General features: G+C 34.7%; 15 protein-coding genes and 1 riboswitch. Of the genes, 4 read left to right on the forward strand and 11 right to left on the reverse strand.

Annotation, left to right across the window (positions count from 1 at the left end; all coding sequences use genetic code 11):
* Positions 1–38 precede the first annotated feature (38 nt).
* The 11 genes from kamE to C1Y58_RS09730 all read right to left on the reverse strand — a co-directional run bounded on the left by kamE (position 39) and on the right by C1Y58_RS09730 (position 11,075).
* Positions 39–824, reverse strand: a complete 786-nt coding sequence (kamE, locus tag C1Y58_RS09680; protein ID WP_105615840.1) for a lysine 5,6-aminomutase subunit beta — start codon at positions 822–824, stop codon at positions 39–41.
* Positions 817–2,376, reverse strand: a complete 1,560-nt coding sequence (gene kamD, locus C1Y58_RS09685; RefSeq protein WP_105615841.1) for a lysine 5,6-aminomutase subunit alpha — start codon at positions 2,374–2,376, stop codon at positions 817–819. The genes kamE and kamD overlap by 8 nt, the downstream gene beginning before the upstream one ends.
* Positions 2,369–3,823, reverse strand: coding sequence for a lysine 5,6-aminomutase reactivase ATPase KamC (kamC, locus tag C1Y58_RS09690; protein ID WP_105615842.1), 1,455 nt, complete (start codon positions 3,821–3,823; stop codon positions 2,369–2,371). The genes kamD and kamC overlap by 8 nt, the downstream gene beginning before the upstream one ends.
* Positions 3,810–4,826, reverse strand: coding sequence for a lysine 5,6-aminomutase reactivase subunit KamB (gene kamB / locus C1Y58_RS09695; RefSeq protein ID WP_105615843.1), 1,017 nt, complete (start codon positions 4,824–4,826; stop codon positions 3,810–3,812). The genes kamC and kamB overlap by 14 nt, the downstream gene beginning before the upstream one ends.
* Before the next feature lie 34 nt (positions 4,827–4,860).
* A complete protein-coding gene (kamA, locus tag C1Y58_RS09700) occupies positions 4,861–6,120 on the reverse strand; it encodes a lysine 2,3-aminomutase (RefSeq protein ID WP_105615844.1) in 1,260 nt (419 codons plus the stop codon).
* Positions 6,121–6,192: 72 nt separating this feature from the next.
* The gene (gene kdd, locus C1Y58_RS09705; protein ID WP_105615845.1) at positions 6,193–7,224 is read right to left on the reverse strand and encodes an L-erythro-3,5-diaminohexanoate dehydrogenase; all 1,032 of its coding nucleotides are present in this window, start codon (positions 7,222–7,224) and stop codon (positions 6,193–6,195) included.
* A gap of 6 nt (positions 7,225–7,230) precedes the next feature.
* Complete coding sequence (gene kce / locus C1Y58_RS09710; RefSeq protein ID WP_105615846.1) at positions 7,231–8,055, reverse strand: 3-keto-5-aminohexanoate cleavage enzyme; 825 nt, start codon at positions 8,053–8,055, stop codon at positions 7,231–7,233.
* 12 nt (positions 8,056–8,067) lie between these two features.
* A complete protein-coding gene (kal, locus tag C1Y58_RS09715) occupies positions 8,068–8,451 on the reverse strand; it encodes a 3-aminobutyryl-CoA ammonia lyase (protein ID WP_105615847.1) in 384 nt (127 codons plus the stop codon).
* Between the two features lie 234 nt (positions 8,452–8,685).
* Positions 8,686–8,863, reverse strand: a riboswitch (Lysine riboswitch).
* A gap of 69 nt (positions 8,864–8,932) precedes the next feature.
* A complete protein-coding gene (locus tag C1Y58_RS09720) occupies positions 8,933–9,616 on the reverse strand; it encodes a 3-oxoacid CoA-transferase subunit B (RefSeq protein WP_105615848.1) in 684 nt (227 codons plus the stop codon).
* Entirely contained in the window at positions 9,609–10,271 is a 663-nt protein-coding gene (locus C1Y58_RS09725; RefSeq protein ID WP_105615849.1) for a CoA transferase subunit A, read from the reverse strand. The genes C1Y58_RS09720 and C1Y58_RS09725 overlap by 8 nt, the downstream gene beginning before the upstream one ends.
* A gap of 312 nt (positions 10,272–10,583) precedes the next feature.
* The gene (locus C1Y58_RS09730; protein ID WP_105615850.1) at positions 10,584–11,075 is read right to left on the reverse strand and encodes a cupin domain-containing protein; all 492 of its coding nucleotides are present in this window, start codon (positions 11,073–11,075) and stop codon (positions 10,584–10,586) included.
* A 195-nt stretch (positions 11,076–11,270) separates the two neighbouring features.
* Here C1Y58_RS09730 and C1Y58_RS09735 point away from each other — a divergent pair, with 195 nt between their 5' ends.
* The 4 genes from C1Y58_RS09735 (at position 11,271) to C1Y58_RS09750 (ending at position 16,296) form a co-directional block, all read left to right on the forward strand.
* On the forward strand, positions 11,271–11,987 hold the full coding sequence (locus C1Y58_RS09735) for a response regulator transcription factor (protein WP_170311565.1): 717 nt from the start codon (positions 11,271–11,273) through the stop codon (positions 11,985–11,987).
* Positions 11,962–12,936 carry a sensor histidine kinase gene (locus tag C1Y58_RS09740; RefSeq protein WP_105615852.1) on the forward strand — a complete coding sequence of 325 codons (975 nt, stop codon included), beginning with the start codon at positions 11,962–11,964 and terminating at the stop codon, positions 12,934–12,936. The genes C1Y58_RS09735 and C1Y58_RS09740 overlap by 26 nt, the downstream gene beginning before the upstream one ends.
* A gap of 211 nt (positions 12,937–13,147) precedes the next feature.
* Positions 13,148–15,415, forward strand: a complete 2,268-nt coding sequence (locus C1Y58_RS09745) for an ABC transporter permease (protein WP_105615853.1) — start codon at positions 13,148–13,150, stop codon at positions 15,413–15,415.
* A complete protein-coding gene (locus C1Y58_RS09750; protein WP_105615854.1) occupies positions 15,412–16,296 on the forward strand; it encodes an ABC transporter ATP-binding protein in 885 nt (294 codons plus the stop codon). Before C1Y58_RS09745 ends, C1Y58_RS09750 begins: the two co-directional genes overlap by 4 nt.
* Positions 16,297–16,318: the final 22 nt, after the last annotated feature.

Consider the following 16,318-nt stretch of genomic DNA (forward strand, 5'->3'; position numbering starts at 1 on the left):
CCTTTGTTATTCGAGTAATATTGTTTGCGAATTGATTATTATAGCCCTCTTCGAGCGATTTCCTCCACCATAAAAGTAGCTACAGAATCGGCCAATTTACCTGGTCCAAAGCCAGCATCATAACCCAACTCCTTTGCTAACTCATGAGTTATACGAGCTCCACCAACTATAGTGACTAATCTATTCCTAATTCCCTCAGCTTCTAGAAGCTCCATTAATTCTGTTAAATTATCAACATGAACATTTTTTTGTGTAACTGTTTGAGAAACTAAGATGACATCAGCTTTAACTTCAATAGCTTTACGAATCAGTTCTTCATTTGGAACTTGACTCCCCAAGTTATAGGCATCAATATTACGATAACGTTCTAAACCGTACACACCCGCATAGCCTTTCATGTTCATAATGGCATCAATACCTACTGTGTGTGCATCTGTTCCAGTACTTGCTCCTACAACTACTACGTTTCTACCGATTTGCTGATCAATAAAATCTTCTGTTTCATGCATATCCATAATATCTAATTCAACGGCTTCTACTTCTATGGCTTCATAGTCAACAGAATGGGTTAGGCTACCATAGAGAACGTAAAAAGTAAATTCTTTATCCAGTGATTCATGATGAACAACAGATGGTTCATTTAATCCCATTTTTTGTGCCAGTAATTTAGCTGCAGCTTCTCCCTTTTCATTGTCGGTCACTGGTAATGTAAAACTCAATTGAACTTTACCATCATTCATAGTATCGCCATAAGGTTTCAAATGTTTGAAGTCTAAGGTTTGATTAAATTCCTTTTTGTGCATTGAATATAAACCACTAGACATTTTTCACACCCCCTAACATTTTTTCAATAAAGGGATTATAATAACCGCTTTCTTTTCGGATGACACCATCTAAACCTTTACCACCATCGATAGGTCGTTTAATACCTGCAAAAATACCTTTTTCCAAGGCATTAAAGATACCTACATCTTCGATTTCTTCTAAAAGGTTTAGTGCATTGCCCAGTACTTCATTAGCTCGAGTTTCCATAATACCATCTTTCTTAAATTCTATTTCATTGCCTAAGTCTTTCATAGTATTAGCTATATAGCTAGCATTTTCTATAGAAAGCGCACGGTCTGACATGAAAGGTGTGTGTATAGCTTCAGTCAGCATACCTAATAGATGTATTCTTTGTTCTGTTAAAACTGTTACCATGTTAAATAAAGCATCTTGTACTTGACCTTTAAAGATGTTACCAGTCATATACTTCGTAGGCGGCATATATTTAAGTGGTGCCTTTGGAAAGATCTGCCGTGCCATTTGTGCTTGTGCTAATTCATATAAAAAACCATTCTCGACTTTGGGGTCTATCTCAAATGCATGGCCAAGACCCATCTGTTCTTCAGGTAACCCAGCATATTCAGCAAATTTCTCGTTGATGAATTGAGAAGCTAAAACCGTATGTGCTTCTTCAATAGCATCTGCTGTCGTTAAGTAATTGTCTTCACCAGTATTAATAATAACGCCTGCATAGGCATTAATCACTCTTGAGAAATATTGATCTACTAGAGTACGTTTCATGTTAATGTCTCTGAATAAAATACCATATAAGGCATCATTCAACATCACATCCAAACGCTCGAAAGCACCGATAGCTGCTATTTCTGGCATACATAAACCTGAACAATAATTACATAGTCGTATGTAGCGTCCTAATTCCTCTCCAACTTCGTCTAAAGCTTTGCGCATAATACTGAAATTTTCCTGTGTTGCATAAGTTCCTCCAAATCCCTCAGTTGTTGCACCATAAGGTACATAATCTAAAAGACTTTGCCCAGTTGTACGAATAACAGCTATGACATCAGCACCTTGTTTAGCAGCTGCTACTGCCTGAGTGGTATCTTCATAAATATTACCAGTTGCTACGATAACATAAAGTAATGGACCTTTTTTATCACCATATTTCTGAAAGTACTTTTCTCGCTTTTGACGATTTTTAGAGATTTTGTTAAGTTGTATGAGCACTACACTTTCTATTCGATCTTTAATAGCTTCAATTGGATAAAAAGGCAATGTACAGAGATTGAGGTCTTCATCTGCTACTTTTTCTGCTATAGCTTGCGGCTCTAAATCCATATGTAACATAGCATTACCGATATAGTAAGCGACACCTATACCTAGCCTTCCGTTTTCCATAATGTGATCAACCACAATATTAGGTAGAGGTACACCAACTTCATTGATACCATCGATACCAAATAATCGACATACCGTTCTTTCTATGGTAACAGTCGTGTGTTCGTCGATGAAAGCTTGCGTGTATTTCGCAATCTCCTCTGCTTTAGATCTTGCTCTATCCACATGATTCATATTTAAATTAAGCTTACCCATGACTTTCTTCCCTCCTTATTTTTTCAATAGTATGAATGAGTTCTTGATCAAGTCCAAGAAGTTTAGCTATTTTAATTCCTTCTTTGGGCACTTCTTCTTGTATATTAACCTCTTTCAATCGATAGTCCATCATTTGTCCTATGGTTTCAAGTATATCATCCATTGAATCCTTAACTGGCATATCTAATTGCTGAAGTCCTACCACTTGATAGTGACGAACGCCCTCCATCAGAATATGATCATAATGACTCGTTATAACAAAATAGCCGGAATACTTTTTTAAATATTGTATGAGTCCCTTAACAATTAGTTGGCCTTCTGTTGGATTAGTACCTCTTGCAAACTCATCGATGGCAATAATGCCAGACTTTCTATTGATTTGGCTTAATACTTCTTTAAGCTGAATAACCTCTGTACCGAAACTGCTTAATCCACCACTCTGCTGATTCATGTCTTCATATACAAAGTCAAAGTAATCCATGTAAGGTGTTTTTATAAAACTAGCAAAAACATAGAATCCCATATGAGCCAAAGTTAAATTGAGTAATAATGTTCTTAAAGCAATAGTTTTGCCACCCATATTAGCCCCAGTTATAACAGTAACCCCTTGTTCTATTCTCATATCTACGGATGTAAAATGTCGACCTTTTTGTGCCAACTCTTCTACAATTATAGGATGATAAAGACCTTTTAAAACAATACACTGATCATTTTCATCAAAGTTTGGTCTTGTTCCACCGTATGCTAATTGTAGACGAACTTTAGCAAGATGGATATCTATAAGACCTAATTTCTCTATATTAGCTTTAAGTGCTGGTAGAGATGGTTTTAATTTCATAGTTAATTGTTCTCGAAAGCATCTTTCTTCCTCTTTTTCCTCTATGACCAATTGTTGACGTTTAGTCATCAGTTCCTCTCTATCTTGACTAGTAGTCGCTTTCGCAATAGCCTTTTCAACTAATCGTTTTTCAAGACGCGCTATCTGCAATTGGGGCGTTCCGTCATTTGGTATATAAAATGTAGGTAGTCCGGTTTGATCAGGATCTAACAGCACTAAACATTGATCTAAATTAGCTAATTGAAGCTCAATAATTGGTTTTTCAAGTATCTTCTTAAGTTGACTTCTAAGATTTTGAATAACCATTACCTGTTGCTTTATTTCAAATAATTGGGTTAAATCCAATGTTTGATCCTTCTCGCAAGAATCAATAATGGGTATAATATTCTTTAACTGTCGGAGTGTAGCATCTAGAGCTTTAGTAACCGGAAGATGGTCTTTTAGAAGGTTTTGATAATAATCTAAAGCATCAAATTCCTTTTGAAGAAGCTTTTCTTCTTCCTTTTTGTACGGAACTAAGCTTACTAGCTGTTCTTTACCATATGGACTTAGAAGATGAAGTTTAGCTATAATCTGCTGTAAATCCTGTTGCAATTTAGATGCTTTCAAAGGATTCACCTCCTAAAACGTTAATGATTGGACCACTGACTTTTGCTTTTAGTCCCTCATAAAAATCTTGCTCATTAAAACTATAACCATAAGGCGAGTAAGGATTATAAGTTACTGCAGCTATTGGTATGTTGTACAAACTATTAATCTCAATCCTACTCTTTTTAAATAGTTCATAAGTTGAGTTCATTACAAACATTTTTGTGCCATCCTGAATAACAATTCTAAGAGTATCATTCTTTTTTACCTTATTGATTAAGCCACTAACAAGTGAATCCGTTAGCGCTCCTTTAATCAATAAATAAGAATCATCATCTTTTTTCTCATTCAAAATACATTGATGAAAACCTAGCGTTGTATCTACTGGTATAGGACGATAACTCCCCTTTTCATTCATCCAAACCACTTTATGATCGACCATGATATCTTTGTATCTTTTTTGAATTAAAGGGTTTGCTATAGGAAAAGACAAGAGCTCTTTTACTTTCTTTGTTTCATCAATGACTTTATCCATCCGCCGATCAAAGGCAGCCCCTGTAACCAATACAGCACCATCAATCATAGAACTTGCTAAAGTACCTACACGGCTAAGAGCTCCATCTATAAGGAGTTTTTCTGCACCAAATTTTTTTAGGTACTTACAGATGACCTCCATCTGTTCATTATATGAAGGACCTGACAGTTCTACATAGCCATCGCTCATGGCTTCGGCAATGACAATTGGTCCTAAGGGTGTATGAAGTGGCGTCACATCGTGAATCTTTTTTGAGATATCACATGATTGAAGTAAAGAATTCTTTGCAGTAGCTATTATGGTTCCAGTTTTTACATAAATCTTTGGTTTACTCGTACTATAAATGAGATCCTTTTCTTCACCGTCTCGTCCAATTGAAGTTAATCCTAATTTAATCTGACTAAAGTTCTCAATAAGGTGACATAAAACTGTTGTTTTACCCACGTTCTTATGAATACCAATTATTCCTATTGTTGAAAAAGGAGCCACCAAGTCACCAAGTTGGCTCCTAGGGTTAGAGGGACTATCCCACATGATGATGACGTTGTCTTTCTAATGATTTAGGTTCTAAGGATTTATATAAACCTTGTTGCAGACCTGCTACCCCAACCATTCTTGATCCTTTGTTACCTTTACATATCTCACAATGACACTCACTATGGTAATCTTCAGGTTCTACATAGGTGGTAATTAAACCTTCAAAGTTACGTAAGATGTATTTACCTTCAGATTGTGAAACAATATAATTAGGCATGATTGGTGTCTTCCCACCACCACCTGGTGCATCAATAACGTAAGTTGGTACAGCGTAACCAGATGTATGACCTCTTAATCCTTCCATGATTTCCAAACCTTTAGCGACACTTGTTCGGAAATGACCTAATCCCATGGATAAATCACATTGATAGATATAATAAGGTCTTACACGCATTTTAACTAAATCATGGACTAATTTTTTCATGACATGAACACAGTCATTGACTCCTTTTAATAAAACGGACTGGTTCCCTAAAGGAATTCCTGCATCAGCTAATCTTGTTATAGCTTCTATGGATTCCTCAGTAATCTCATCACTGTGATTAAAATGCGTGTTCAACCAAATTGGATGGTACTTTTTAAGCATTGTAACAAGACCTTCTGTTATGCGTTGTGGCATAACGACTGGTGTTCTTGAGCCAATACGAATGATTTCTACATGTGGTATAGCTCTTAATTTCTTAATGATAGTTTCTAATCGATCATCTGAAAGTAGCAAAGGATCTCCGCCAGAAATCAAAACATCTCTTACTACTGGGTTAGATTCAATATACTGGATTGCACGATTAATTTTATCCATGGACATTGAACAATCCGTATGTCCAGCAAAGCGTCTACGCGTACAATGACGACAATACATGGCACATTGGTCAGTAACTAATAGTAAAACCCGATCTGGATATCGATGTGTTAATCCAGGTACAGGTGAATCAACATCTTCGTGTAGAGGATCTTCTAAATCCTCGCTAGAAAGGTGAAGCTCCAAAGCACGTGGTATAGCCTGCTTTCTTACTGGACAATGAGGATTTTCATCATCGATTAAAGTAAGGTAATAGGGCGTTATAGCCATGCGTAAAGTTTTTAATGTGTCCTTTATACCTTCTTTCTCATCATCTGTAAGATGTATATACTTTTCTAATTCATCTAGCGTTTCAATTCGATTACGTGTTTGCCAATGCCAGTCATTCCATTGTTCATCTGTTATTGTTGGAAAATAACGTTTGCGCCGTTCTAGTGGATTTGACATATACAATACCCCCATTAATTTTAGAAAATAATATAGATTATAGAATAACTTATACGTTTCTTACTGGATTACCTATGCATATAATTGATGGAAAAGATCTCTGATTTCTTTTGATTCTCTCAATAAGTTGAGTGTTAACTCAGCATGACCTTTTGTATAGCCGTTACCTACAATCATTGTTACATCACGGCCAACGCCTTCTGCACCTAATGCTGATTTTGTAAAGGAAGTTGCCATTGAGAAGAAGTATACTACACCATCATCTTTGGTAGGTAATATTGAAGCCATTTCAGTGTCCATAATGTTGACGTTATTAATTGTTACATCAACGCCTTCTCCATTTGTCAATGCAACTACTTGTTCATAAACATCTACTGCTTTTCTTGCATCTGCGATAATGACATGATGAGCTAATCCCATCTCTTTAATACGCTTTGCATTTTCGCGATCATATTCGATGACGATGAGTTGACCACGTCCATCTAACTTTTTCATAGCCTGATAACAACAAAGTATACCTGACTTACCGCCACCACCGATGATTAAAACACGATCACCAGACTTAACCAGCTTATCAACTTGAGCTGGGGCACCTGCTACATCCAATGCTGCTAATGCTACCTTTTCTGGCAAATCTTCAGGTAGTACAGCGTATAAGCCGCTTTCAAATAAAATGGCTTGACCGTCTATATCAACCTGGTCATTCTCTAAATGTATCTTTTTAATGTTATTGATTTTTAAAGGTGTTAATGATAGAGACACTAAAGTTGCTATTTTATCTCCAATCTTAAGATTTTGATCAGGAAAATCATCACCAATCTCTATGACTGTTCCTATAAGCATACCACCTGAACCTGTTACAGGGTTTTGCATTTTACCTCTGTCTGAAACAATAGTTGTAATCATCTCAGTCATCTTCTCAACATCTTTATGACAGGCTTCTTTGATTTGAGTAAAGCTAGCAGAATCTATATTAAGGGTCCTCACATCAATTTTGATTTCATTACTGCTGATCTTCATACTACTATCAATTTTTTTTGCTGCTTGTGGCAAGCAACCCTTTGGTTCAATTACACGGTGAGTTCCGAACTTACATCCTTTCATAAATAACTACTCCTTCCTCAGTGATAGTATTTGTCGTGCTTCTAATGGAGAAGCGATTGATCTTCCTAATTCTTTTGCAAGACGTACGACTTTATCAACTAATTCCCCATTGGACTTAGCCAACACACCCTTTTCTAAGTAAATATTATCTTCAAACCCTACTCTAACGTGACCACCTGTTATGATAGATGCAGTTGCTAGACTAAACTCATAGCGTCCAATGCCAGCTACTGAAAATGTTGCACCAGAAGGCAAACTGTCTTTAAGGTAGGTAAAATCTCTTAGCTCTCCTGATATACCACCTGGAACGCCCATAACTAAACTAAAATGAAGAGGGTCGGATATATAGCCCTTCTTGTTTAAGCGAATAACCGTATCTATCATGCTCTTATCAAAACATTCAAGCTCTGGACGGACCCCCAATCTGGTCATTTCTTTAGCAAAAGTTTGAATGGTATTCTCTGTATTAACAAAGATTTCATCACCACCAAAATTTAAGGTGCCACAATCAAGGGTTGCCATTTCTGGTTGTAAAGTAATAGGTTGTAAGCGTTCTTCATTACTCATACCAACAGCTCCGCCTGTAGAAGGTTGAATAATGACGTCTGGGCACTTTTCATATATAGCGTCCATACAAGCTTTAAAGCGCTCTTTACTTTGGGTTGGTGTACCGTCATCTTCACGAACATGAAGATGGATGATACTTGCACCAGCATTATAGACTCTTTCAGCTTCAGCTGCTATCTCTGTCACAGTATATGGAATGGCAGGGTTTTGCTCTTTTTTCACCTCTGCTCCACAGATTGCGGCAGTTATAATTAAACTGTTCATAAAAGTACCTCCTTAATGGCGTTGTTTATCTTTTGGAACCACACAGGTACCAACTGCAGTACAAACAAGGACTGGTTCTTCTAATACATCACAGGCTGAATCATTGATGTCTCTTCTTGGAACAATTACTTTTCTTGCTTCAAATTTCATTTTTCTAGAACTGTTACCTACTTTTATAATTTCTCCTTCAACTTCAATGTAATCACCAGCAAATACAGGTGCGTGAAAGGTAACCTCCTCATAACCAGCAAATAAACCTTCATCACCATCATGACGAATAAGTAACTCTGTTGCTACGTCTCCAAAGAATTGGAGCATTTTAGCACCATCTACAAGACCGCCGCCATAATGAGCATCATGCTCACTCATGCGTAAACGTATAAGACTTTTCTCCATTAAAGTAACCTCCCATTGATCTTTAATATATAGTCCATGATTTATAAGGTGAATAGTTCAACTTATATAGGCAAAACATTTACTTATTCAAGGTAATTTTCTTAATTCATAAGATATACTTCATTATTACAACAGTTAAAAATTGCTATACTTCATTCCATGTGTGATTATAACTTTAGAATCCTTATTTAACTTAAAAAAGCAAACTAAAAAGGAGCGTCATTTATGTATGAATACATAAATAGCGCTCCATAAATTGATTATGGCAATGATCAAGCTTTGTACCCGATCACCAAGCCTATACCACTGAGCCAATATAAGCTTTCGGCAAAAAGATAATTCATCATAATATTGAAGGCTCAACTTCTTAGCACTTATGATTACCCATTCCTTTTGCACCTCTATTTATATCATTAGAAATCTTATAGAGTTTTTTAATACCCTATAGTTCTATTAATGACGTCTTCTTATTTAATTTTCATCAGGATTTATTTTCTATAAACCCTTCAGGTAGTTCCATTGTTTTTAAATCTAAAGGAATAATTAATTCAGCTTCTGTAGTAGCCCTAATATCCTCAACGGATGAATAAGGACTAACCTCTTTTAAAACAAGCCCATTTGATGTTACCTCAATTACTGCTTTTTCTGTGATAATCATACTAACACGTCCACGAGCTGTTAATGGTAATGTACAAGACTTAACAATCTTAACTTTACCCTTAGAAGTATGTTCCATAGCGATGATAACTTTCTTAGCACCAACAACTAAATCCATTGCACCGCCCATACCTACTTTCTTACCAGGTATCATCCAGTTAGCTAAGTTACCTTCTTCATCTACCTGCAATGCTCCAAGGATAGTGATATCTAGGTGACCACCACGGATAATACCAAAAGACATGGCAGTATCAAAGGTTGCAGCACCCATATCAGCGGTAACATAACCGTTACCAGCATCTCTCATCTTAGGATCTCTAAGATGATCTTCAGGTTCGCCTCCCATTCCAACCAACCCATTTTCAGAATGAATATAAGTTGTAATACCCTCTGGAATATAGTTAGGTACACATGTTGGTAAACCAATACCTAAATTAACAATATCACCATTATTAATTTCTCTTGCAGCACGATAGGCAATGATTTTACGCATTTGCTTTTTATCCATAGATTTTACCCCCTTTAATAATGTGATCAATAAAAATATGAGGGAGCATAACATCATCAGGATGTATTTTGCCTACAGTTAGAATTTCTTCAGCTTCGCAGATAACTGTGTCTGCTGCCATTGCTATGATAGGATTAAAATTCCTAGTAGTACCTACAAAACGGCAATTACCTAATTCATCTACTTTATCTGCTCGAATTATGGCTAAGTCTGCAGATAAAGGTTTTTCTAAGAGATATGTCCTACCATCTACTTCTAGCTTTTCTTTACCTTCTTCAACAACAGTTCCTACTCCGGTTGGTGTTAAAATTCCACCTAAACCACAGCCTTTTGCTCGTATGCGCTCGATAATGGTACCTTGTGGAACGAGTTCAACTTCAATTTCTCCAGCATTCAATTTTTGAATGGTAATATGATTAAGTCCAATATGTGATGTGATTACCTTTTTAACTTGACCTGACGCAACTAAACGTCCCATGCCAGTTGTTGCTGTGGCAGTATCGTTACCAATCAATGTTAACCCTTTTACCCCAGATTCGATTATGGCATCAATAACCTCTTCTGGACTTCCAGTAGCCATGAAGCCACCAACCATAATGGTCATGTCATCCTTGAATAGAGATTTTAACGCTCCTTGATCGATTTGTTTATTCATGAAATACCTCCCCAATGGGATACCCATCCCTATAAACTATTCTGTTGTAAGTTATGCATAATGCCTTTAAGAAGTATATCTTTCAACACTTTTTCATGAAGTAATTCGTGATTAGTACTAAATTACAAGAAATATTTAGTTATATATTAGACATAAGTAAATATGTATTGCTCATATTGATATTATAGCACTGTAACTTTATCAATTCTTGCATTTTAATAAAAAAATGAAATATTCCCATTAGATTATTTGTCTATATGGAAATATTTCGGTTAGATAGGTGTAAGACAGGTTCATCTCCGAAGAGATTACTTATTGTGTTAATTCCGTAATAATTCTCTCTTGATCAGGAAATTGCTCAATTAGTTCTCTACGATCTGGCATTTTAAAATCACTAAATTCAAAACCAGGTGCTACTGTACATCCTGATAATACAAAATCACCTTCTATGACTTCAGCAGCAAAGTAAGTTTCTTTAGGTACAACTACCATAGGTTCTTCTCCGTCCATTAAATTTTTACCTAGACATTTAAAAGAATAGTTACCATCTTGGTCAATGATATGAATCTTTAGGGTTCCTCCTTCGTAGTGATGCCACAATTCATCTTGATTGATGATATGGAAAGCTGAAAAAGTTTCTTTCGTTAGCAAGAAGTAAATAGCAGTAGAAAATGATCTAGCACCATCAAATCGAGATGGTAAGTCTTCAAGTATCTCTTCAGCTTTATAGACTTGTCTATAAAAACCTCCCTCAGGATGAGGTTCTAATTTCAATAAATCAATTAAGTTTTTTTGAGTTGTCATTTTATAGTCACCTTTCAATTTTATTCTTTTGTATCAATCCTATTATTTTTCCTGATGGCTGTTTACTATGCATAACAGTTTATCTTTATTATAATGGATACAGTAGTATATTATCAAATTAAATAATAACTTTATGTTAACTTTTATGGTATTTAATGATAAAATATGAGGAGCAAATGGTATTGGAGGATTAGTATGTACAAAATATATATCGTTGAAGATGATCGTCCATTAAGGGGAACGGTGAAGCAAGCTTTAGAACGCTTTGGCTATGAGGTATATGTAACTGATGATTTTGAGAATGTTGATAAGGCTTTTTTAAGAATTAAGCCAGACCTCACTCTTTTGGATATCAACCTACCCTATTATGATGGCTTTATTTTATGTAAAATTCTGAGACAATTGTCTAATGCACCGATAATCATTATGTCAGCACGAAACAGTGATATCGAACAAGTCCATGGAATTGAATTAGGTGCAGATGAATATATTGTAAAACCTTTCTCTTTGGATATTCTTTTAGCAAAAGTGAAAGCCCTTTTAAGAAGAAGTTATGAACATACCCAAGTTAATACAGCTATTCCAACAGTTATTAAAGGACTTTCCCTAGATAAAGAGCGATTTCGCCTATCTTTTGGTGAATCTGCAATTGAGATCAGCAAGAATGAACTGCTTTTGTTAACAGCGTTTATAGAAAACCCCGATCAGGTACTTACAAGAGAGGATTTAATGAGTAGATTATGGGATAGTGACACTTTTATTGATGAGAATACACTTAATGTAAACATTAAAAGGGTTAAAGACCGTTTACTTGATCTTGGCTTAGAAGATTGTATTCGTGCAAAAAGAGGTGTTGGTTATATCTTCAATTCAGAGGTGATTGAACATGAGCATACGAAAACTAATGCGTAATTTTATACTGGACCATCTTATTATGAGTGCTATGTATGCATTGAATAGTTTTTTCCTTATTCTATTTTTTAATCTTTATATTGCAGAAGAAAAAATGTTCTTTTATCCACTAGCTATTTCACTTTTCTTTTATGTAATTTACATGATTTATCGTTTTTACGGATACTGGAACTATTACAGAAATGATTTGCCAATACTTTCCGAACATCATCGATTTGATCAACTCATTAATATCATACATAAAGAACATGGTAAAGAAAAAGCTTCATTACAAATGAAAACGTCTGAACACTTAAGATTTTTTTCTAGTTGGATCCATAATATGAAAACACCTATTTCTGTTACCAGACTAGCTCTCCAACAGCATGATAATATGGAGGATGAAATCTTATTTAGTCAACTAATAGAAGAAAATACCCGCCTCCTGGACATGCTTAATCAAGCTATTGAAATGATTCGCATTGAAGAAATTGAGAAAGATTTCATTCCTGTTCAGGTCGATTTAGTCAGCCAGCTAAAGGAGGCTATTAATAACAAGAAAAATTCTTTCATTCAGCATCATGTATTTCCCATCATTGAATGTGAAAGTAACTCTCTAGCAATTATTACAGACGCTAAGTGGAATATATTTATTATCGAACAGATTCTTAGCAATGCAATAAAATATTCCGATAAAGAAGGTAGTAAAATTATTTGCTCCTTAAAAAAGCTGGATAATTATGTAGCATTAACCATAAAGGATTGTGGCATCGGTATACCACCAACAGATTTATTAAGGATTTATGATGCATTCTTTACTGGACAGAATGGACGACTTGGAAAAAGCAGTTCCGGTATAGGTCTCTATATGGTGAAAAAAATCAGTCATCATCTTGGACACAAGATTAATATAGCTTCACAAGTGGGGGATGGTACAGAAGTAACCATCACTTATCTAACTAAAACTTAAGTTTGACATAAACATGGGTTTACATGATTAAAAATTATGTTGGTTTAAGTTTTCTTACAAAATTGTAATGTTATGAAATCCAAATGAATTTTTTTATAACACCACCTTGATTATAATGAAATCATGTTAACATACTGAATTTACTAAGGAATTTAAATCCTAGGTTTAATTCAATAGTTGACATGATAAGTTAAAAGGTGGTGTAATCTTTATGAAAGAAATTTTTTTAATGGATCTTAAACGCTTAAGAAAAGGTAAGCTGTTCTATTTGGTGGGCATCATCTTACTGATAACTGCTTTCCTTTCAAATCCTATTGAAGATCAATTATTATGGGCTGATGATTATGCAGCATACAGCTTTTCAAACAACATTAAGATGATGTGTGCTTTTTTAGTCCCGATATTAATTGTCTATCTATTACGTGGAGATAGCAAAAAAGGTATTAAGGAAATATTATATACCCAACCAGTAAAACTTGGCTACTTTGCTTTGAGTAAATTTTTTGCTGTCCTATGTTTTGTTATTGTTTGGTCTTTTATGGCCATGATCATTTATTGCTTATTACCAATATACTTTGGCGATATTCCGTATTCTATATTGTCATTTTTAAAGTGGTATTGGTTGACTCTACCCTCTATTCTATTTTTTATAAGCTTAAGTAGTCTTATTTCTATCCTTTTTAAAAATGAAATATTAGTGTTAATAGCTCCCATCATAAGTATTTTCATAATCGAGTCACTTCATCTACCTCTTATATTTGATTTAAGAATGGGGGCTAGTTTTTTCTGGGAATTTGTTAGTGGTGTTCAGCTACCAGTAGAAAACTATCGTATCTTATTGACTAATCGTTTATTCACTACATTTATTGCATTCTTTAATCTAGCATGTTATGTATTGGTTTATGTTATCAAGGGAAGAAAAAATACTTATAAAACCAACAGAAATTCAAAGCTTCTTGATAAAGTAAGCATTGGTAATCGCTACTTTAAAATGACATCAACATATATGATTAGCGCTTTATTGTTAATAGCTTTATTCACCATTCCTAGTTTAACCAAACAATTAGTTAATGACTGGTTGATGGTCCAGTATGTACTGTTATTAGTACCAACATTTTTTATAGGTTCAGTGATATCTGAAGTGTTTGAGAATAAACGTGAAGGGTTTCTTTTCGTATCCAAGACCCCTGCTTATCGTCAGTTGATTACGAGAGTATTATGGGGAATCTTTTATTCCCAAGCATATATAGGTATTTTGTTTCTCATAGCCATACTTACAGGTACAGAAATATCCGCATTGAGATGGGTTATTGTTTCAGTTGACAGTATGTTCTTAGCAATGTTAGCCTTAACAGCAGCTAATATCACTAGAAACTCACTATATGGTTATGGTCTAGTCATTATTTATTGGGGATTAAATCTTTTATTAGGTTCAGTTTTTGCAGAAAAGATTTGGTTCATGTCCATCTTTCTTAATTTATCGCTTATGTATACAACCCATTACAATAGTTTAATGACGTTAACTCAATTTACCTTGCTACTCTTTCTTTTTAATGTGATCTGGTTAAGTAGATTTGAGAAAGCATGGAGATTTTTATTGAAGTTTACATCCCTAATACTTGTTATTACATTAGGTATAACTAGTTTATTTTATAGCATGAACCAAAAAAATCAAAGGCTTTTACCAAGTTATGTGAAAGTCGTTGATGAGGAGCAAAACCTTATACAAAAGAATAATTATATTCTATACTATCCTAATGAGTTACCCTACTCTTTAGCTGAAGATTTGATTAATCAATGGGCTGCTCTACAAGAGAGATTAACCAGCATTATTCAAATAAATGATTTGAAATATAAAGCAGTAATCTTAAAAGATGATATAACATCAAGTAATGATGAGTATCTGCGTTTTCCCTACTCTTATTTAACAGAATTTAATAAACCAAGATATAAAAGTTATGGTAGCTGGATGGAGACAATTTTGGAAAGTATCTTATTAGATACTGGTTTTGACAAAATTAAGGACCCTATTTTTAAAGAAGCTCTGAAAATGTATTATAGTAAAACTGTTGGAATACCGGTATTAAGTGAACTGTATTCAGAAGACTATTTGCAGAATTTTTATAAAGAATACTACTTGATGGATTCTATCCCCATCTTTGAAGAGAACCTAATTGTTTCTGGGAATAAGCCTCTAGCTGAACTCACCAAATACGATATCGAGAATATACCAGCCTATTTATTACATTATGTTCATAACCAATACCCGATAGCTTACCAAACAATTTTATTGGAGTTGATGAATCATTCTGAACCTCTTAATATCAGTAACATTGAAGATATTTTTTATAAGCATACTCATGATGATCATGTAACTGATATTTTCACTAAATATACCTATCTTCAAAAAGAATATAAAAATGCTTTTAATAATCGACCACCACTACGTGAGAAAATAGATGAGGAGGAATTATATTGAAAAACATTATTATCAACAACATCAATAAATCTTTCGGTAAAAAGCAAGTGCTTCAAAATATATCTTTAGAGATTAATGAAGGTATGTTTGGTTTATTAGGCCATAACGGTGCAGGAAAAACCACACTCATGCGGATTTTAACAACATTATTAAATCCAGATCAAGGTCAGGTATACATCAATGGGTTAGATGCTCATAAAAATAGAAAGGCTATAAAAGAGAAAATTGGTTTTATGCCTCAAGAATTTTCATTATATAAAGAATTAACTGCGCTAGAGATGATTGACTATATAGCTTCTCTAAATGGGTTGAATGATAAAAAGCAACGATGTAAAAAAATAATGGATACTCTGGAACAAGTTAATCTCATTGATGTAAAAGACCAAAAAATTGGTGGTTTCTCTGGTGGTATGAAAAGACGCCTAGGTATAGCTTTATCTGTAGTAAAGAATCCAGAGATATTAATAGTTGATGAGCCAACTGCTGGTTTAGATCCAGAAGAAAGAGTGAGGTTTAGAACCATGTTAGTTGAATTCAGTCAAAATAGAATTGTTATTCTCTCAACCCATATTGTTGAAGATATTTCCGCTTCTTGTGAACAACTAGCTTTGTTGGATGCTGGACAACTAGCGTTTTCAGGCACTCCAAGGGGATGGCTTAATCAAGTAAGTGGTCAAGTTTATGAGATAGAAGCCTATAATCGAAAAGAACTCTTGCAATTAAAAGATAATTATCCTATTATATCCATGAGGCAATCTAACGAAGCAGTTATACTAAGACTACTTGCAGATTATCATCATGTACTGCCTAAAATGGTTCAGGTTGCTCCTAATCTCGAGGATGCATACCTCCATTTTTGTCGCAAGAAGCAGTGTTGTTAACTGCAAATAATGCCTACCTTTA

Source organism: Vallitalea okinawensis, from assembly GCF_002964605.1.
GTDB lineage: Bacteria > Bacillota > Clostridia > Lachnospirales > PQDH01 > Vallitalea_A > Vallitalea_A okinawensis.